Annotated in this window: 14 protein-coding genes; 9 read left to right on the top strand and 5 right to left on the bottom strand. The window is 73.9% G+C overall.

Annotated elements, in window-relative coordinates; all coding sequences use genetic code 11:
- Positions 1-271: 271 nt before the first annotated feature.
- Positions 272-1,276, bottom strand: a complete 1,005-nt coding sequence (locus SLP03_RS10485) for an ECF subfamily RNA polymerase sigma factor, BldN family (protein WP_319460355.1) — start codon at positions 1,274-1,276, stop codon at positions 272-274.
- A 466-nt stretch (positions 1,277-1,742) separates the two neighbouring features.
- Here SLP03_RS10485 and SLP03_RS10480 point away from each other — a divergent pair, with 466 nt between their 5' ends.
- From SLP03_RS10480 to SLP03_RS10470, 3 genes are read left to right on the top strand one after another with little or no spacing between them, the layout of a single operon-like run.
- Complete coding sequence (locus tag SLP03_RS10480) at positions 1,743-3,395, top strand: AMP-binding protein (protein WP_319460354.1); 1,653 nt, start codon at positions 1,743-1,745, stop codon at positions 3,393-3,395.
- Positions 3,385-3,639, top strand: coding sequence for a glutaredoxin family protein (locus SLP03_RS10475; RefSeq protein ID WP_319460353.1), 255 nt, complete (start codon positions 3,385-3,387; stop codon positions 3,637-3,639). The genes SLP03_RS10480 and SLP03_RS10475 overlap by 11 nt, the downstream gene beginning before the upstream one ends.
- A gap of 31 nt (positions 3,640-3,670) precedes the next feature.
- Entirely contained in the window at positions 3,671-4,321 is a 651-nt protein-coding gene (locus tag SLP03_RS10470) for an HAD family hydrolase (protein WP_319460352.1), read from the top strand.
- Positions 4,322-4,418: 97 nt separating this feature from the next.
- Here SLP03_RS10470 and SLP03_RS10465 read toward each other — a convergent pair whose 3' ends face one another.
- Together SLP03_RS10465 and SLP03_RS10460 are read right to left on the bottom strand one after the other, a co-directional pair.
- Positions 4,419-5,078, bottom strand: coding sequence for a response regulator transcription factor (locus SLP03_RS10465; RefSeq protein WP_319460351.1), 660 nt, complete (start codon positions 5,076-5,078; stop codon positions 4,419-4,421).
- Between the two features lie 76 nt (positions 5,079-5,154).
- The gene (locus SLP03_RS10460) at positions 5,155-6,456 is read right to left on the bottom strand and encodes a sensor histidine kinase (protein ID WP_319460350.1); all 1,302 of its coding nucleotides are present in this window, start codon (positions 6,454-6,456) and stop codon (positions 5,155-5,157) included.
- Positions 6,457-6,888: 432 nt separating this feature from the next.
- Here SLP03_RS10460 and SLP03_RS10455 point away from each other — a divergent pair, with 432 nt between their 5' ends.
- The 5 genes from SLP03_RS10455 to hemB are packed head-to-tail and all read left to right on the top strand — an operon-like array spanning position 6,889 to position 12,572.
- Positions 6,889-7,659 carry a redox-sensing transcriptional repressor Rex gene (locus tag SLP03_RS10455; RefSeq protein WP_319460349.1) on the top strand — a complete coding sequence of 257 codons (771 nt, stop codon included), beginning with the start codon at positions 6,889-6,891 and terminating at the stop codon, positions 7,657-7,659.
- Complete coding sequence (locus tag SLP03_RS10450; protein WP_319460348.1) at positions 7,656-9,029, top strand: glutamyl-tRNA reductase; 1,374 nt, start codon at positions 7,656-7,658, stop codon at positions 9,027-9,029. Before SLP03_RS10455 ends, SLP03_RS10450 begins: the two co-directional genes overlap by 4 nt.
- A complete protein-coding gene (gene hemC, locus SLP03_RS10445) occupies positions 9,026-9,994 on the top strand; it encodes a hydroxymethylbilane synthase (RefSeq protein ID WP_319460347.1) in 969 nt (322 codons plus the stop codon). Before SLP03_RS10450 ends, hemC begins: the two co-directional genes overlap by 4 nt.
- On the top strand, positions 9,991-11,571 hold the full coding sequence (locus tag SLP03_RS10440) for a uroporphyrinogen-III synthase (RefSeq protein ID WP_319460346.1): 1,581 nt from the start codon (positions 9,991-9,993) through the stop codon (positions 11,569-11,571). Before hemC ends, SLP03_RS10440 begins: the two co-directional genes overlap by 4 nt.
- Before the next feature lie 17 nt (positions 11,572-11,588).
- The gene (gene hemB / locus SLP03_RS10435; protein WP_319460345.1) at positions 11,589-12,572 is read left to right on the top strand and encodes a porphobilinogen synthase; all 984 of its coding nucleotides are present in this window, start codon (positions 11,589-11,591) and stop codon (positions 12,570-12,572) included.
- Here hemB and SLP03_RS10430 read toward each other — a convergent pair.
- Positions 12,566-13,228, bottom strand: a complete 663-nt coding sequence (locus SLP03_RS10430) for a hypothetical protein (protein WP_319460344.1) — start codon at positions 13,226-13,228, stop codon at positions 12,566-12,568. The two genes, hemB and SLP03_RS10430, sit on opposite strands and share 7 nt — an antisense overlap.
- Positions 13,229-13,543: 315 nt before the next feature.
- Between SLP03_RS10430 and SLP03_RS10425 the strand changes: the two genes are divergently transcribed.
- A complete protein-coding gene (locus SLP03_RS10425) occupies positions 13,544-14,047 on the top strand; it encodes a helix-turn-helix transcriptional regulator (protein WP_319460343.1) in 504 nt (167 codons plus the stop codon).
- A gap of 56 nt (positions 14,048-14,103) precedes the next feature.
- Here SLP03_RS10425 and SLP03_RS10420 read toward each other — a convergent pair whose 3' ends face one another.
- Positions 14,104-17,379 (bottom strand): lamin tail domain-containing protein, encoded by a 3,276-nt coding sequence (locus SLP03_RS10420; RefSeq protein WP_319460342.1) that lies wholly within the window; start codon positions 17,377-17,379, stop codon positions 14,104-14,106.
- Between the last annotated feature and the right edge of the window lie 21 nt (positions 17,380-17,400).

Raw genomic sequence — 17,400 nt, 5'->3', positions numbered from 1 at the left:
CGCTGGTCACGGCCGGTCGGGCCGTAGTCGTCGCCAGCGACCGGTGGCAGCGTGACGCTGACGGACGACCCGCTGGTCGACCGTGCCCGCCGGACCTGGTGGCCCGGGGGACGCCGGGACAACCACTGGTCGCACCCGGAGAAACGGTCCGCGCCGGGTGGCGGTTACGGGGACGGCGGAGGCGAAATCACGACGAGTGATCGTCGTCACGGGCGTGCGGCGCCGCCCGCCCGCCCACGGTACGGGGGCGGGCCGGCGCGAACCACGTCTCTCAGGGCTGGAAGCCGTCGGGCAGCAGCCGGGCCAGGGCCCGCACCGCCCGGTACTGCAGCGCCTTGATCGCGCCCTCGTTCTTGCCCATCGCGCGGGCGGTCTCGGCGACGGAGAAGCCCTGGAGGAAGCGGAGCACGATGCACTCCTGCTGCTCCGGGTTGAGCTGCTTGACCGCGGTGAGCAGGGCGACGTTGGTGATGTGCTCGACCACCGCCGCCTCCGGGCTGCCCTCCGGCCCGCGGTCCTCCCGGTCGGCGTCGAGCACGTCGCCGGTGGTGACCTCGAGGCGGTAGCGGCCGGACTTGAAGTGGTCGGCGACCAGGTTGCGGGCGATGGTGACCAGCCAGGCGCCGAGGTCCCGGCCCTGCCAGGTGAAGCTGCCGATCCGCTTGAGCGCCCGGAGGAAGGTGTCGGAGGTCAGGTCCTCGGCCAGTTGCCGGTTGCCGACCCGGAAGTAGACGAACCGGAAGACGGTGTCGACGTACCGGTCGTAGATGAGGCCGAAGGCCTCGGCCTCGCCGGCCTGGGCCCGCTCGACCAGGGTCCAGACCTCGGTGGCCGGGTCCGACGGGTCGGGGCGACTCGGGAAGCCGGTGGCGGTGACCGGCGCGGCGGGCACCGCGGGCAGCACGGCCGTGTCGGCGGCCGGCACCGCCGGCAGGATGGCCGTCTCGCCGGCCGACGGATCGATGGCCGGCGGATCGATGGGCGACGGATCGATGGCAGGCGGCGTCTCCGGCGCCCGGCGACCCTGCGCCGGCATGGTGGGGCGGGACGGGGCGTCGACCCGGCTCGCGTTGCCGCCCGGCAGAGCCGGGCGGGGCGGTGCCTCGTTGTGGTGCGGCCGGTTGCGCACCCGACGGGTGCCCTCGCCCCGGACGGCGAGGCCCCACGAGCCCTCCGCCGCGCCGCGCGGCGTCTGGTCCAGCCGCTCGTTGACCGGCGTCCTCGGGGTCGGACCGGTCAGGCCGGCCGGCCGCTCCGCGTAACCGAAGGTGGTCACCGGGCCTCCCCGATCCACGCGGGGCACGGCCGCACCGGATGCCGCGGCGTCGCGGCGGGACCGGGTACGCCCCGGTCGGGCAGGGCCGTTCCGGGACGTGCCGACGGGCGGCAGATCCCCTTGAGGTGCTGGTCCAATGCGCTCACAGGCACGGGGGCCTCCTCGGGCTGAGGGGTGTCGACTCACGGCAAATGGGGTGAGCCGACCCGAGTGATGATAGGGGCCAACGTCACCCGCGCGTGGCAAGTCCGTTACACAGGGCGGAAGTATTTCCCTCCCTGTCGCACGGATGGCGGACCGGTTGTCCGTCGTGTGCGGTTGACTTTGCCGGCGGAAGCTGGTCCGGAGTGGAAAGTCCTGGTCGGAGTGTTTTGCACCCGCCGTTCGGCGTGTCGCGGCGGCCGTCCCGGGCGTCCGGACGCGCGGGCATGGTCGGCCGGCCGCCGCTGTGCCAGACTCAGCCACCGTGCAGGACGCAGCCGACAGTTCCGCGCCGAACCTCGCCGACCGGCTCCGCCGGGCGGCACTCGCCCACGGGGACCGCCCCGCGTTGCACTGGCGGGACCACACGGACCACACCCTCACCTGGTCCGAGCTGGACGCCGCGGTGACCGGCGCGGCCCGGGCCCTCGCCGCCTCGGTACCGGCCGGTCCGCCCGGCGACCGGCACCCGCCCCGGGTGGCGGTGTCGTTCGGCAACACACCGGACTTCGTGGTGACCTACCTGGCGGTGCTGCGCGCCGGGCTGGTCGCGGTGCCGGTCAACCCGGCCCTCACCGCCCGGGAGTTGCGGCACGTGCTCGCCGACTCCGGCGCCGCAGTGCTGATCTGTGCCGCCGAGGTCCGTGACCGGGTCGCCGACCTCGCCGAGGCGTTGCCCGCGCTGACCGCCGTGCACACCGCCCCGCCGGTGACCGACGGCGACGCCCCGGGGGCGTTCCCGACCCGGAGCGGCGAGGATCTGGCGGTACTGCTCTACACCTCGGGCACCGAGGGCCGGCCCAAGGGCGCGATGCTGTCGCACCGGGCGCTGGCGGCCAACCACGAGCAGGTCGCCCGGATCACCCCGCCGGTGGTCGGGCCCGACGACACCGTGCTGCTCGCGCTGCCGCTCTTCCACGCGTACGGGTTGAACTCGGGGCTGGGGGCAGTCGTCCATCACGGCGCGACGGGGGTGCTCGTCGACGATCTCGGCCCGACCGGGGCGCTCGCCGAGCTCGCCCGGCACCGGGTCAGCGTGCTGATCGGCGTACCGTCGATGTTTCTGACCTGGGCCGAGGCGGACCGCGACGCGGTGGTGACGGCCCTGGCGTCGGTCCGGGTGGCGGTCTGCGGCGCGGCGCCGCTGCCGCCGGCGACCGCGGCGCGGTTCGCCGAGGTCGCCGGTCGCCCGCTGCACGTCGGGTACGGCCTGACCGAGACGGCCCCGGTCCTCACCTCCACCCTGGTGGGCGGAGTGCCGAAGGCCGGCTCGATCGGCCGGCCGCTGCCCGGCGTCGACGTGCGCCTGGTCGGGCCCGACGGGGTCGACCTGTGGCGGGACGGTGTCGCCGCGCCCGAGGACGACCCGGACGAGCCGGACCTCTCCGACGACGGGCCGGGCACCGACCCGGGCGAGATCGTGGTCCGGGGCGCGAACCTGTTCGCCGGCTACTGGCCGGACGGCCGGGGCGGCCCGGACGACGACGGCTGGTGGGCCACCGGCGACGTCGCGTACGCCGACGAGGACGGCGACCTCTTCCTGGTCGACCGGCTGGGCGAGCTGATCCTGGTGAACGGCTTCAACGTCTACCCGCACGAGGTGGAGCTGGTGCTCGAAGCGCACCCCGGGGTGGCCGAGTCGGCGGTCCTGGGGGTGCCGCACCCGCGGACCGGGGAGACTGTCCGAGCGTACGTGGTGCGGGCGCCCGGCTCCAGCGTGACGGAGGCGGACCTGCTCGCGCACTGCGACCGTAACCTGGCCCGGTTCAAGTGCCCGACCGCCGTCGAGTTCGTCGACACGCTGCCGTACTCGGCGATCGGCAAGGTACGCAAGGCCCAGCTCCGCCCGTCGGCGCCCCCGGTGCCGTCCCCGGCACCGCCGGCCGAGATCCGCACGGAGGTACCCGATGTCCACTGACGCGCGGCTGACCCTGATCACCCGGGCCGGCTGTCACCTCTGCGAGGACGCGAAGGCGGCGCTCGACCGGGTGGTGGCGGTCACCGGCGACCGGTGGCTGGAGAAGGACGTCACCGGCGACGTCGAGCTGGAACGGGAGTACGGCGACCGGCTGCCGGTGGTGCTGCTCGACGGCAAGGAGCACGGCTACTGGCGGGTCGAGGAGGAGCGGCTGCTGCGGGATCTCACCACCCCGCAGCTCTGATCCTGGCCCGGGGCTCGATTATCGTGCACCGATGACCCTTGAGCGGCGCCACCTGGTGTGGGACTGGAACGGCACCCTCCTCGACGACCTCGACCTGGTGGTGCGGGCGACCAACGTCGCCTTCGCCAGCGCGGGCCGGCCGGCGGTCACCACCGACGAGCACCGGGTGCGGTTCCGCCGGCCGATCGCCGACTACTACGCCGAGATGCTGGGCCGGGCGATCGACGACGAGGCGTTCGGCCGGCTCGACCGGATCTTCCACGACGCGTACCGGGCGGAGCTGACCAGCTGCGAGCTGGCCGCCGACGCGACCACCGCGATCGCGGCCTGGTCGGGCAGTCAGTCGCTGCTATCCATGTGGTTCCACGACGAGCTGGTGCCGACCGTGCACACCTACGGGCTGACTCCGCACTTCACCCGGGTGGACGGGCTGCGGTCGGCGGTCGGCGGCGGCTTGAAGGCGGAGTGGCTGGACAGGCACCTGGCCGAGCTGGGCCTGTCCGGCGGTGAGGTGGTGCTGATCGGCGACTCGCTCGACGACGCCGACGCGGCCACCTCGGTCGGCGCCCGTTGCGTGCTCTACACCGGCGGCCTCTCCGACCCCACCCGCCTCCGCGCCTTCACCCACCCCACCGCCGACACCCTCCCCGAAGCCGGGACCCTCGCCCACACCCTCCCCTGACCCCACCCCCCCCCCCGGCCGGGGTGATCAGGAGCTGGTCGGGCAAGTTGATCTCCCGGCACCCGTCACCCCCATGATCAAGGCGCCCGGGCCGGGGTCAGGCCCGGAGGTGGGCGAGGACGGCGAGGACGCGGCGGTGGTGGTGGGTGGCGTCCGGGGGAAGGTGGAGTTTGGTGAAGATGTTGCCCACGTGCTTCTCCACCGCGCCGTCGCTGACCACCAGGGCGCGGGCGATGGCGGTGTTGGAGCGGCCCTCGGCCATCAGGGCGAGGACCTCGCGTTCGCGCGGGGTCAGCTCCCGCAACGGGTCGTCGCGGCGGCGTCGGACCAGCAGCTGACCGACCACCTCCGGGTCGAGCACCGTGCCGCCGGCGGCCACCCGGGTCAGCGCGTCCAGGAACTCGTCGATCGCGGCCACCCGGTCCTTGAGCAGATAGCCGATTCCGCCGCCGCCGACCCCGCCGGTGGTCGCCAGCAGGTCGTCGGCGTACGACACCTCGACGTACTGGGAGAGCACCAGGACCGGCGTACGCGGCACCAGGCGGCGCGCCTCCACCGCCGCCCGCAGCCCCTCGTCGGTGTGCGAGGGCGGCATCCGGACGTCCACCACCGAGACGTCCGGCCGGTGCCGCACCACCGCCTCGACCAGCGCGTCGCCGTCACCGACGGCGGCCACCACCTCGTGTCCCGACTCGGTCAGCAGCCGGACCAGCCCCTCCCGGAGCAGCACGGCGTCGTCCGCGATCACCACCCGCATGGTTCCGGTGTCTACCACGCCGGGGCCACCCGGCCGCCCGGCACGGCTGCCGGCCGGGCCGGCGGGGTCGGCCGGGTCACCGGGGAAGCTCGGCGTGGATCTCGGTCGGGCCGCCGGTCGGGCTGACCACGTCGAGCGTGCCGCCGGTGGCCCGGACCCGGTCGGCGATGCCGGCCAGGCCGTGCCCCTTGGCCAGGTGGGCGCCGCCCACCCCGTCGTCGCGTACGCCGATCTCCAGTCGACCGACCCGGCGGGTGATCTCGACCTGGCACGAGGTGGCCTGGCTGTGCTTGGCGACGTTGGTCAGCGCCTCCGCCACCACGAAGTACGCGGTGTTCTCCACCGCCGGGTCGAGCCGCCCGGTGGGCGTGCCCAGCTCGGGGTCGATCACCAGCTCGACCGGGACCAGGGCGCGGGCGGCCAGGGCGGCCAGCGCGCTGGGCAGGCCGCGGTCCACCAGGATCGGCGGGGCGATGCCCCGGGACAGGGCGCGCAGCTCGCCGAGGGTCTCCCGGGTCTGGGTGACCGCCTCGTCCAGGGTCCGGCGGGCCGCCTCCGGGTCGGCGGCGAGTTGCTGGCGGGCCCGGCTCAGGTCCATGGCGAGCCGGACCAGGCGCTGCTGCGGGCCGTCGTGGATGTCGCGTTCCAGCCGGCGCAGGGCGGACGCCTCGGCCGAGGCGGCGGCCCGCTTCTGCTCCTCCAGGGTGGTGATCCGGTTGCGCATCTCGGCCACCCCGGTCAGCAGCGAGCGGGCGAGGCCGGCCTGGAGCAGGGCGCAGGCCCGGGCCAGCAGCGGCAGGGTGAGGAGGCAGAAGATGCCGAGCGCGGTGTTCAGGGCGATCCGCGCGCCGGCCCCGTCGCCCATCCCGAGGAGCTGGCTGAGGTCCTGGTCGTCCGGGCCGCGCGGGATGGCCCAGTCGTACCCGCCGTAGAGCGTGCCGGCGACGGCGACCGCCCACCAGACGAGCAGCAGCACGAAGGTCGGCAGCGCCACCAGCAGCTTGAGCAGGCCGTGCGCCAGGTCGAGCCAGGACTGCGCGTCGCGCATCGGCACGAAGACCCGCCGCCAGAGCTTCGCGCCCGGTTCGGGGACCAGGTACTCCGGGCGCACCCGGGGTTGGCGCAGCACGGCGGGGAGCCGCAGCCGCTCGATGTCGGCCAACCCGCGGGCCACGTAGAGGGTGCCGGCGAGGACCGGCAGGCCGACGGTGGTCACCAGCAGGCCGGCGGTGAGTGAGATCCCCGCCACCACGACCACGAAGCCGGCGATGGCCAGCGGCAGGCCGAGCAGCACGTAGCCGGAGTCGTGCAGGAGCTGACGGGTGACTCGGCTGACGGGTGCCGGGGTCGGCGCGGGGGCCAGGGGGATGGCGGTCATGGCATGAGGTTATGGGCGACGGCGGGCCGGACCCATCCCGTGCGCCGGCCTCTCCGGGGTGGGGTTCTCCCTACCTCGACGCCACGGTCGAGGGCGGCGGGCCGGGCGCCGAACGGGGTGCGGGAGTGAGACGCGACCTAGATCAACGGTGACACAGCGCGATCGAGCGCGCGCGATTGGTCAGAGAAGTCGGGATTGAGCAATAATCGCCGAGCGACGCCGATGGAGCGCGCTAGATCGATCTTGTGGAATGGAGGGCAGGTGGAGGCACGTCGCGAGCCAGCAAGATCGCGATTTGTGCACGTCTTCACAAGCGCCTACTCTGTAGTTCCGACGCGCCCTGCTAGCACAGCCGGCAATATCGGTCGCCAGCGGGAGTCCCGAAACGACCGGCCACCGACGCTGGTCGAGGATCGCACCGCACGGAGTCTCATGAGTCAGCACCGCCACCCTGGCGCGCCCGGCCGCGCCGGTGCCGTACCGGCGCTCCCGGACCTTCCCGAGGCCACCGTCGCACGGCTCCCGGAATACCTCCGTGCGCTGCACAATCTCGCCGATGTCGGTCACGACACGGTGTCCAGCGAGGGCCTGGCGAACGCCGCGGGGGTGAACTCGGCGAAGCTCCGCAAGGACCTCTCCCACCTCGGCTCGTACGGGACCCGGGGCGTCGGCTACGACGTGTCGCTGCTGATCGACCAGATCGAGTCGGTGCTCGGGCTCACCCAGTGCCGCTCGGTCGCCCTGGTCGGCGTGGGTAATCTCGGTCACGCCCTGGCCGGGTACGACGGCTTCGCCAGCCGCGGCTTCCGGATCGCCGCGCTCTTCGACGCGGACCCGTCCCGGGTCGGCGAGCAGATAAACGGGCTGGTCGTCCGGCATGTCGACGAGCTGTCCCGGGTCGCCGCCGAGGAGTTGATCTCGATCGGCGTGATCGCCACCCCCGCGCCGGCCGCCCAGGCGGTCGCCGACCAGCTCGTCGCCGTCGGCGTGACGAGCATCCTCAACTTCGCGCCGTGCGTACTCTCGGTTCCGGAGGGGGTCGACGTGCGCAAGGTCGACCTCGCGATCGAGCTGCAGATCCTGTCCTTCCACGAGCACCGCAAGGCGTCGCTGACCGCGCTCCCCGCCACCGCCGGGTCCGCCCTCACCGCTCTGCCCGGCGGGCTCGCGGCCACCGACACCCAGGAGGCGATCGGCACGTGAAACTGCTCGTCGTCGGCGCGTCCTACCGCACCGCTCCGGTCGCCACGCTGGAGCAGCTGGCGGTCGCCCCCGCCGATCTCACCCGCACCCTGGACCGCCTGGTCGCCCAGCCGTACGTCGCCGAGGCCGTGCTCGTCTCCACCTGCAACCGGGTGGAGGTCTACGCGGCCGTCTCCGGCTTCCACGGCGGCCTCGGCGACATCTGCGCGGTCCTCGCCGAGCAGGCCGGCTCCCCGCCGGCGGCGCTCGCCAACCACCTCTACGTGCACTACGACGCCGCCGCCGTCGACCACGTCTTCCGGGTCGCCGCCGGGCTGGACTCGATGGTGGTCGGCGAGGCGCAGATCCTCGGCCAACTCCGGGACGCGTACCACTGGGCCGGTGGCGCCGACTCCGCCGGCCGGCTGCTGCACGAGCTGATGCAGCAGGCACTGCGGGTGGGCAAGCGCGCGCACGCCGAGACCAACATCGACCGGGCCGGTCAGAGCGTCGTCACCGCCGCCCTGGATCTGGCGACCGGCCTCCTCGACGGCGACCTCTCCGGCCGGCCCGCCATGGTGGTCGGGGCCGGCGCGATGGGCTCGCTGGGCGTGGCGACGCTCTCCCGGCTGGGCGCCGGGCCGCTCACCGTGACCAACCGCGGCGCCGACCGGGCCGTCCGGCTGGCCGCGTCGTACGGCGCCAATGCGGTGCCGATGGCCGAGCTGGTCGACACGCTCTCCACAGTGGACATCGTAGTGGCCGCCACCGCCGCCACCGAACCGGTCCTCACCATCGACGTGGTGACCCGGGCGCTGGCCGGCCGGGACGCCGACCGGGGCCCGCTGGTCCTGCTCGACCTGGCCGTGCCGCGTGACGTCGCGGAGGGCGTCGCGGAGCTGACCGGGGTCGAGGTGATCGACATCGACCGGATGGCCGCGATCCTCGCCGACGGACCGGCCGCCACCGACGCCGCCGAGGTGACCCGGATCGTCACCGCAGAGGTCGAGGCGTTCCTGTCCTGGCTCCGCGGGGCCGACGTGGCGCCCACCGTGGCCGCCCTGCGCGGCCGCGCCGACGACGTGGTCAGCGCGGAGCTGCGCCGGCTCACCCAGCGCCGCCCCGACTTCAGCGACGACCAGCGCGCCGAGGTCGCCCGGACGGTGCACCGGGTGGTGCAGCGGCTGCTGCACCAGCCCACCGTGCGGGTCCGCCAGCTCGCCGCCGAGCCGGGCGGCGACCAGTACGCCGCCCTGCTGCGTGAGCTGTTCGACCTCGAGGTGCCGCAGACCTCCCCCGTCGACACCGTCCCCGACGTGGTGGAGACCGACGGCGCCGGCCGGCCGTCCTTCGACGCCGCCGACGTCCCGTCCACCGGAGGTGCGCGATGACCGCCCCCCTGCGCCTCGGCACCCGGGGCAGCGCCCTGGCGATGGCCCAGTCCGGCCAGATCGCCGAGGCCCTCACCGCGGCCACCGGCCGCGAGGTCGAGCTGGTCGAGGTGGTCACCGCCGGGGACCGCTCCTCGGCCCCGGTGCACCGGCTCGGCGTCGGCGTCTTCGTCTCCGCCCTGCGGGACGCGCTGACCGCCGGCACCATCGACTTCGCCGTGCACTCGTACAAGGACCTGCCGACGGCGGCGGCCCCCGGGCTGCACATCGCGGCGGTGCCGCCCCGGCAGGACCCGCGCGACGCGTTGGTCGCCAAGGGCGGCCGTACGCTCGCCGAGCTGCCGCCCGGCGCGGTGGTCGGCACCGGCGCGCTGCGCCGCATCGCGCAGCTGCACGCGCTCGGCTTGCAGCTGGAGGTCACCCCGATCCGCGGCAACGTGGACACCCGCCTCGGTCGGGTGCTCGGCCCGGACGCCGACCTCGACGCGGTGGTCCTGGCCCGCGCCGGGCTGGCCCGGCTCGGCCGGACCGACGTGATCACCGAGACGCTCGACCCGATGCTGATGCTGCCCGCGCCCGCCCAGGGCGCGCTGGCCGTGGAGTGCCGGATCGACGACCCCGACCTGGCCGAGCTGCTCGCCATGCTCGACCACGCACCGTCCCGCGCCGCGGTCATCGCGGAGCGGGCACTGCTGGCCACCCTGGAGGCCGGGTGCAGCGCACCCGTCGCCGCCTACGGCGAACTCGCCGAGGGTGACGCCGGTGAGGAGATCTACCTGCGCGGGGCGGTGGTCAGCCCGGACGGTACCCGTGACCTCCGGCTGTCCCGCACCGGAACGCCCGCCGACGCGGCGGAGATCGGCAAGGCACTCGCCGCCGAACTCCTCGAACTCGGCGCCGACTCGATCCTCGGCCAAGAAGGACACACCGGCCCGGGGACCCAGCAATTTGGGAGCACAGAATGACCCGCACCCGTAAGCCCGTAGGCCGCATCGCGTTCGTCGGCGCCGGTCCTGGCGACCCGGGTCTGCTGACCCGCCGGGCACACGACGCCCTGGTCGACGCCGACCAGGTGGTGTACGACCGGGGAGTCCCGGAGTCGCTGCTCGACGTCGTCCGCGCCCAGGCCAAGTCCGACGCCCAGTTCAGCCCCGCCGAGGGCGTACCGGGGGACGTGGCGAAGGTGCTGATCTCCGCGGCCCGCTCCGGGCTGAACGCGGTGCACCTGGTCGCCGGTGACCCGTTCGGCCACGACTCGGTGGTCAAGGAGGTGCAGGCGGTGGCGCGTACCGCCGCGCACTTCGAGGTGGTCCCGGGCGTCGGCCAGGCCGAGGGCGTGGCCACCTACGCCGGGGTGCCGCTGCCGGGGGTGCGGACCGCCGCCGACGTCGACGACGTCAGCACGCTGGACTTCGACGCGCTCGCCGCCGCCGTCGGTCGGGGCTCGCTGGCCCTGGCCGTGGACGCCGGTGACCTGGCCGCGATCCGGGACGGCCTGCTGGCCGCCGGGGTCGACGGCACCACCGGCGTCGGGGTGACCGGCGACGGCACCGGTGAGACGCAGTACACCACCACGTCGACCGTGGACTCCTTCGTCGCGGCGGCGCTCGGCTTCACCGGCCGGGTGGTGCTCACCGTCGGCGAGGGCGTCGGCCAGCGGGACAAGCTGAGCTGGTGGGAGAACCGCCCGCTGTACGGCTGGAAGGTGCTCGTCCCCCGGACCAAGGAGCAGGCCGGCGCGATGAGCGCCCGGCTGCGCGCGTACGGGGCGATCCCGTGCGAGGTGCCGACCATCGCGGTCGAGCCGCCGCGTACCCCCGCCCAGATGGAGCGGGCGGTCAAGGGCCTGGTCGACGGCCGGTACGCCTGGGTGATCTTCACCTCGGTCAACGCCGTCCGCGCGGTCTGGGAGAAGTTCGCCGAGCACGGCCTGGACGCCCGGCACTTCGGCGGCGTCAAGATCGCCTGCATCGGCGAGGCCACCGCGGACGCGGTCCGCGCCTTCGGCATCCAGCCCGAGCTGGTGCCGGCGGGGGAGCAGTCCTCCGACGGGCTGCTGGCCGAGTTCTCGCCGCACGACGAGATCCTCGACCCGGTGGGCCGGGTGCTGCTGCCGCGCGCCGACATCGCCACCGAGACCCTTGCCGCCGGGCTCACGGAGCGCGGCTGGGAGGTCGACGACGTGACCGCGTACCGGACCGTCCGCGCCGCCCCGCCGCCCGCCGAGATCCGGGACGCGATCAAGTCGGGCGGGTTCGACGCGGTGCTCTTCACCTCGTCCTCCACCGTCCGGAACCTGGTCGGCATCGCCGGGAAGCCGCACGCGCGTACCGTTGTTGCCGTCATCGGGCCCAAGACGGCGGAGACCGCGACGGAGTTCGGCCTGCGGGTCGACGTCCAGCCTCAGCACGCCTCGGTGCCCGACCTGGTGGAGGCGCTCGCCGCCTACGCCGTCGAGCTGCGCGAGAAGCTCGCCGCCATGCCGGCGAAGCAGCGCCGCGGCTCGAAGGTGCAGGGGCCGACCGCCCTGAGGTTCCGCTAGTCGCTAGGGAGGCCCTCATGCCGTACCCCGAGATCCGGCCCCGCCGGCTGCGTCGTAACGCGGCCGTGCGGCGGCTGGTCTCCGAGACCCGCGTCGACCCGGCCGAGCTGGTCGTGCCGATGTTCGTCAAGGAGGGGCTGACCGAGCCGCGGCAGATCAAGTCCCTCCCGGGGGTGCTCCAGCACTCCCGGGACTCGCTCCGCAAGGCCGCCGTCGAGGCGGCCCAGGCCGGGGTCGGCGGGATCATGCTCTTCGGGGTGCCGGCCTCGCGTGACGAGCGCGGCTCGGGCGGCATCGACCCGAACGCCATCCTCAACGTCGCCATCCGGGACGTCGTCGCCGAGGTGGGCGACGCCATCGTGGTGATGAGCGACCTCTGCCTGGACGAGTTCACCTCGCACGGGCATTGCGGCCTGCTCACCCCGGACGGCGGCGTCGACAACGACGCCACCCTGGCCGCGTACGCCGACATGGCGGTGGCCCAGGCCAACGCCGGGGTCGGCATGGTCGGGCCCTCCGGGATGATGGACGGCCAGGTCGGCGTGGTCCGCCGGGCCCTGGACGCCGCGGGCCACCAGGACGTCGCGGTGCTGGCGTACGCGGCGAAGTACGCCTCGGCCTTCTACGGCCCGTTCCGGGACGCGGTGGAGTCGGCCCTGGAGGGCGACCGGCGCACCTACCAGCAGGACCCGGCGAACCTGCGGGAGTCGCTGCGCGAGGTGGAGCTGGACGTGGCCGAGGGCGCCGACATCGTGATGGTCAAGCCGGCCCTGCCCTACCTCGACGTGGTGGCGGCGGTCCGGGCCGCGGTGGACGTCCCGGTCGCCGCCTACCAGGTCTCCGGCGAGTACGCGATGGTCGAGGCGGCCGCCGCGAACGGCTGGATCGACCGGGAGCGGGTGATGCTGGAGACGCTCACCTCGATCCGCCGCGCCGGCGCGCAGATCATCCTCACCTACTGGGCCGTCGAGGCCGCCCAGCTGCTCCGCCAGCGCTACTGAACGCTGACCGTCACCACCCGGGACACCTCGGACACGGAGTAGACCTTGCGGGCGGGCAGCGGTAGCTGTGCCCAGACCACGCGGACGGTCGTGTCGTCCACCCAGGCGGTGCCCCAGGTTCCGCCGGCCGTGAGGCCGTTGATCGCGCCGACGGTCCCGACGAACTGGTCGGCCCGGCGCTGCCCGGTGGCGGTGTCCAGGATCGCCACCCGGTAGTCCCGACTGCGGGGGTCCGCACCGTTCGTCCTGGCGTAGGGAATCGCGACCAGGTCGCCGTCCGGGGAGAGCCGGATCGACTGGGCACAGTCGCCGTTCACCCCGAGGCGGGACTGCCGTGTCCCGTCGGCCAGTCGGAGCACGTCGACCTGGCACCGGTTCATGTCGAACCCGCTGGTCACCGTTACCATCCGGCCCGCCGCCACGTCGGCGCTGCTGAGCAGCGGGCCGGCGCCGACCGTCGACGAGCGGATGAGGACCTTCTCCCGGCCGGTGGCCAGCTCGTGGGTCACGAGGCCCACGTGGTCCCGGACGAGGTAGGCGTACCGCTCGTCGGCGCCGACGAGCGTGATGGTCTGACCCTTGACCCGGGCCTCCCGGCTGCGCTGGACCCGACCGTCGGCGCCCAGCACCATCAGCCTGATCGACAGACCCGCCACGTTCGGTCCGTCCCTGCGCTGCACACCGGGCATGAGGTCCGTGAGCTCGGTGTCCGGACGACCTGTGGCCCGCACCGCGACCCGTGCCCCGCACCGCGACTGGTGGCCCTCGCCCCGACCGTAGCCCTCGTCTTCCTTTGCTCTGCTGCAGCCCACGCAACACTTGAATGCTCCCGCTGTTGTGTGGGCTGCAGCAGAGCAAAGGGGCCAGGTGGATATCCGGTGGGTGGGTGCGGCGCGCCGGGCGACATGCCCTGTCCACAGCTTTGTCCACAGGGGTTGCCGGTGGTGTGCCCCGCCGGGCAGGGTCCCGGCATGGCTTCCACGCTCGATCCACCGCCGACCGGCCCGACGATCGGTCGCGTCCCGATCGCCGGGCCGGTCCGGCAGGCCCGCCGGATCGTCGGGCTCGGCCAGCGGCAGATGGCCCGCTTCGCGAAGGTGGCGCCGTCGACCGTGGGCAGGGTCGAGGCCGGCGGGATGACGCCCAGTCTCCAGGTGCTCGAACGACTGCTGGGCGCGGCGGGCCTCTACCTCGTCGTGGTCGACCAGGACGGTCGGGTGATCCAGCCGATGGCTGACTGGGACGACACCCGCGACGGCGCGGGACGCCGGTATCCGTCCCACCTGAAACTGATCCTCGACCCCGAGCCCGGCGAGTGGTGGGCGGACATCTATGGCCTGGCCCGGCCGCCCGAGACCTTCCACCGCTGTCCGATCGACCGGGAGGCGCGCCGCCGGCGCAGCCAGTGGGAGGTGCGGGTGGCGAAGTTCCGGGGCGTGCCGCCGCCGGAGGACCCGCGGCGGTGGACGTACTGAAACGGCCCGTCGCCCAGCCGGTGAGCTGGACGACGGGCCGCCTCGGGGCAGAACCGTCAGTCGTCGTTGGTGATGGTGCCGACGGCGACCGGGTCGGCGAGCCGGAGGCCCGGTATGCCCGCGACGAGGAGGTTCAACTGCTCGTTCGCCTCGACCTTCTTGTCACCGCGCACGGTCACCGGGAAGGCGATCGACGTCCGCCCGGCCGCCAGGGTGCGGCAGCCGACGTACGGGTCATAATCGGAACCGGCCTGCGCGGTGGTGCCGTAGGTGCTCGCGCAGATCAGCGCCGACTCGGAGAGCGGCCGGGACACGGTGACCGTGAACGTCAGGGCGGTGTCGCCCTTGTCGCCCTCGACCACGGAGGCGTCCGTCACGGTCAGCGACGCGCGGGAGCGGAACCGGGCCACCTGCGGGTCGTGGTCGCTGGCGCCCCGGTCGCCGAGGCCCTCGGCGTCCGTCGGGTAGTCGGCGTTGATGTGCGCCGAGCGGATCTGCACCAGGTCGTCGTGGAGCCTGCCGTTGGTGAAGAGGTTGTCCAGCGTCTGCGCCTGCCCGCTGAAGGTGTACGAGTACGCCGCCGCCGGCACCTCCGCGACCAGGTCGTCCCAGAGGTTGGTCAGGCCGGCCCGGTACAGCGGGCCGAGCTGGTCCGACGGGGTCGGGTTCGCCCCGGTCGCGATCGGGTCGTCCGGGCGCGGGAAGACGTTCAGGTCACCGCCGTAGATGACCCGGGCGTCCGGGTCGCTCGCCTCGATGGCCTGCACCAGCGCGGCGCCGTACGCGGCCTGCTCCCGCCGCTGCCCGACCCGGGTGTCCGGGCCGGACGAGTAGTGGTTGCTCAGCGCCCACAGCGTGTAGTGCTCGGTAGAGCCGGGCCCCGCCGCCACGGTGAACTTCCCCAGCTGCGGGGCACGGGTGTAGACGTTCGCGCCGTCCACACCGGTGGACCGGTCCACGTCCGCCGGCAGCACCGCGTTGAGCGCCTTCGGGTTCTGCACGTCGGCGTTGGCCGGCAGCCCCGCCGAGCGGTAGTCCACGGCGGGCGCGGTGCCCAGCAGCGGGTCGGTGGCGGTCGCCTCGGCCAGCGTCAGCCGGTCGGTGCGGTAGAGGAACGCCGAGGTGATGCCCCGGGCGTCCGCGCCGGTCCGGTCGTACGCGGCGGCGTAGGCGGGACCGCCGTTCGCCGCGATGGTGAGCGCCAGCTCCTGGATGGTGTCCGGCGCGCCGTCGGCGTCGTTCGTGGTCCCGCAGACCAGGTTGCCGTCGGCGACCGAGCAGATGTCCTGGTCCTCGGCCTCCTGCACCATCACCAGGTCGGGGCTGTGCAGGGCGTTGATGATCTGCCGCGCCTCGACGCCCAGCCGCTCGGTGTACGCGGCCTCGCTGGCCGGCACGTAGTCGAACGGCGGGCTGACCCCGGTGCAGCCCGTGTTGCCGGCGAAGTCGCAGCCGTCGAAGGGGTCGTCCCGGTAGTCGTACAGGTTCTCCAGGTTGTAGGTGGCGACCGCGACCTCGGTGTTCCGGTCCGCCGGCTGCGGCGGGTTGTTCGCCGCCGGGTCGGCGCCACCGGTGAGGGTCAGCTGCTCGGGCTGGACGCTGTACTTGCTGAAGGCGTACGAGACGGCGCCGTAGGCGTCCTCGGTCAGGGTGTCGAAGGTGCGGGCCTCCGGCAGCAGCGCGGTGGAGTCACCGGCGGTGGCCTTCACCCCGCCCGCGCCCAGCAGGACGCGCTGGTTGTTGCCGTTGTCGAAGAGCTGGCCGGGGATGTCGTCCAGCGGGTGCGTGTCCCGGAACACCCGGCGGGCGTACGGGTCGGTCCGCTTCATGATCGGGTCCTCGCGGTCCACCAGGTAGATCTCGGAGTCGGCGGTGGAGCTGAAGATGTGCCGCGGGGCGGAGACCCCGCTGCCCGAGCGGACCTTCATCCGGGCGCCCTCGTGCCGCTCCCAGAACAGGTCGGCGCCGGTCGCGTCGGCCGGCGGCGTCGCGTCGTCGACCTGCACGGCCGTGTCGACGTCCAGGCCGGAGTCCAGCTTGCGCACCAGCGAGGCGCCGGAGAGCTGGGTCTGGCTGAAGAACTCGGACACCCGGCCACGCAGCACCACCTCGTCGCCGACGGTCGGCGCGTAGCCGCCGATCAGCGTGGTGAACGAGCCGGTGAACACGAAGATGCCGTCCGAGCTGAGCGGGTCGCCGTCCTCGGTGCCCGTGCGGCTCTGCAGGTAGAAGCCGTACTGGTCGGCCCCGGCGGAGGTGCGGGTGAGCGACTTCTGGGTGATCACGCCGCGCACGTCGTAGAGGGTGGAGCTGGTGCCGTTGCCGCTGGCCGGGGCGAGCGGCGACCGGTCGGTGCGGCCGTTCTCGTCGTCGCCGGTGCGGCCCTGCACCTCGCCGACCGACAGCACGCTGGTGGCCTGCACGGTGAGCGTGCAGGTGGCGGTGGTGCCGTCGCCGTCGGTCGAGGTCACGGTGACCGCGTACGAGCCGGCCGGGAGGCCGGTGGCGGTGACCGTGGCGGTGGCGGTGCCACCGGTGCCGGCGGCCGGGGTGACGGCGGTACGGCTGATCGAGCCGGTCGCCGGGGTCGGGCTGACGGCGGTCACCGCCAGGTCGGTGATCGTGTCGTCGGCGTCGGTGGCGGTCACCTCGCGGGTCGCGGTGGCGCCGGCCTCGACGGTCAGCGTGCCGCCGCAGTTCACGGTGGCCGGCTGGTCGACCGGGCCGCCGCCGGTGTCGACGGAGTGGCTGCCCAGGCCGTCGAAGGTGTCGGTCGCGAAGCCGGTCCACTGGACGGCCGGGTCGAAGGCGTCCGACGGGTCGGTGTCCCCGGCGGTGACCGAGGGGAGCCGGCGCAGCGTGTTGTCGGCGGTGCTGGTGAGCCCGGTGCCCCACTCGGTGCCCGGGTCGACGCCGACCTGGCCTATCGAGTCGACCACCGCGCCGCCCTTGCGCAGCACGATCGCGTCGTCGCCGTTGTACAGCGCGGAGCCGTACGTCTGGTCGGCCTGGGCGAGAATCGCCGGCGCGGCCGAGGAGGCGGCGAAGACGAACACGTCACCGGCGGCGACCGTGCCGCTCAGGGCCACGTTCGTCGACGTGGTGGCGCCGTTGAAGTAGAGCTGGAGCTGGTAGCCGGCGGCGGCCAGGTCGACCGGGGCACCGGTGCCGTTGTAGAGCTCGATGGCCTTGTTGTTGGACGAGCCCTCTACGTACTCGGAGATGAACAGGTCGGTGGGCGCGGCGCTGGCCGCGAGGGGTGCGACGCCGATGGCCGTGACGGAGACGGCGGCGGTGGTCGCGAGCGCGGCTATGGTGCGGCGCGGGCGCATGAGGCCTCCACGATGGGCGGA

This window comes from Micromonospora sp. RTP1Z1, from assembly GCF_033804685.1.
In the GTDB taxonomy this organism is placed as follows: Bacteria; Actinomycetota; Actinomycetes; order Mycobacteriales; family Micromonosporaceae; genus Micromonospora.
This window is presented reverse-complemented; position numbering and strand designations above follow the sequence as displayed.

Bases quoted from the DNA above. Each gene is read 5' to 3' on its own strand.
- SLP03_RS10470 (WP_319460352.1), top strand. From the start codon at position 3,671: ATGACCCTTGAGCGGCGCCACCTGGTGTGGGACTGGAACGGCACCCTC.
- SLP03_RS10475 (WP_319460353.1), top strand. From the start codon at position 3,385: ATGTCCACTGACGCGCGGCTGACCCTGATCACCCGGGCCGGCTGTCAC.
- hemB (WP_319460345.1), top strand. From the start codon at position 11,589: ATGCCGTACCCCGAGATCCGGCCCCGCCGGCTGCGTCGTAACGCGGCC.
- hemC (WP_319460347.1), top strand. From the start codon at position 9,026: ATGACCGCCCCCCTGCGCCTCGGCACCCGGGGCAGCGCCCTGGCGATG.
- SLP03_RS10465 (WP_319460351.1), bottom strand. From the start codon at position 5,078: ATGCGGGTGGTGATCGCGGACGACGCCGTGCTGCTCCGGGAGGGGCTG.
- SLP03_RS10425 (WP_319460343.1), top strand. From the start codon at position 13,544: ATGGCTTCCACGCTCGATCCACCGCCGACCGGCCCGACGATCGGTCGC.
- SLP03_RS10440 (WP_319460346.1), top strand. From the start codon at position 9,991: ATGACCCGCACCCGTAAGCCCGTAGGCCGCATCGCGTTCGTCGGCGCC.
- SLP03_RS10460 (WP_319460350.1), bottom strand. From the start codon at position 6,456: ATGACCGCCATCCCCCTGGCCCCCGCGCCGACCCCGGCACCCGTCAGC.
- SLP03_RS10420 (WP_319460342.1), bottom strand. From the start codon at position 17,379: ATGCGCCCGCGCCGCACCATAGCCGCGCTCGCGACCACCGCCGCCGTC.
- SLP03_RS10455 (WP_319460349.1), top strand. From the start codon at position 6,889: ATGAGTCAGCACCGCCACCCTGGCGCGCCCGGCCGCGCCGGTGCCGTA.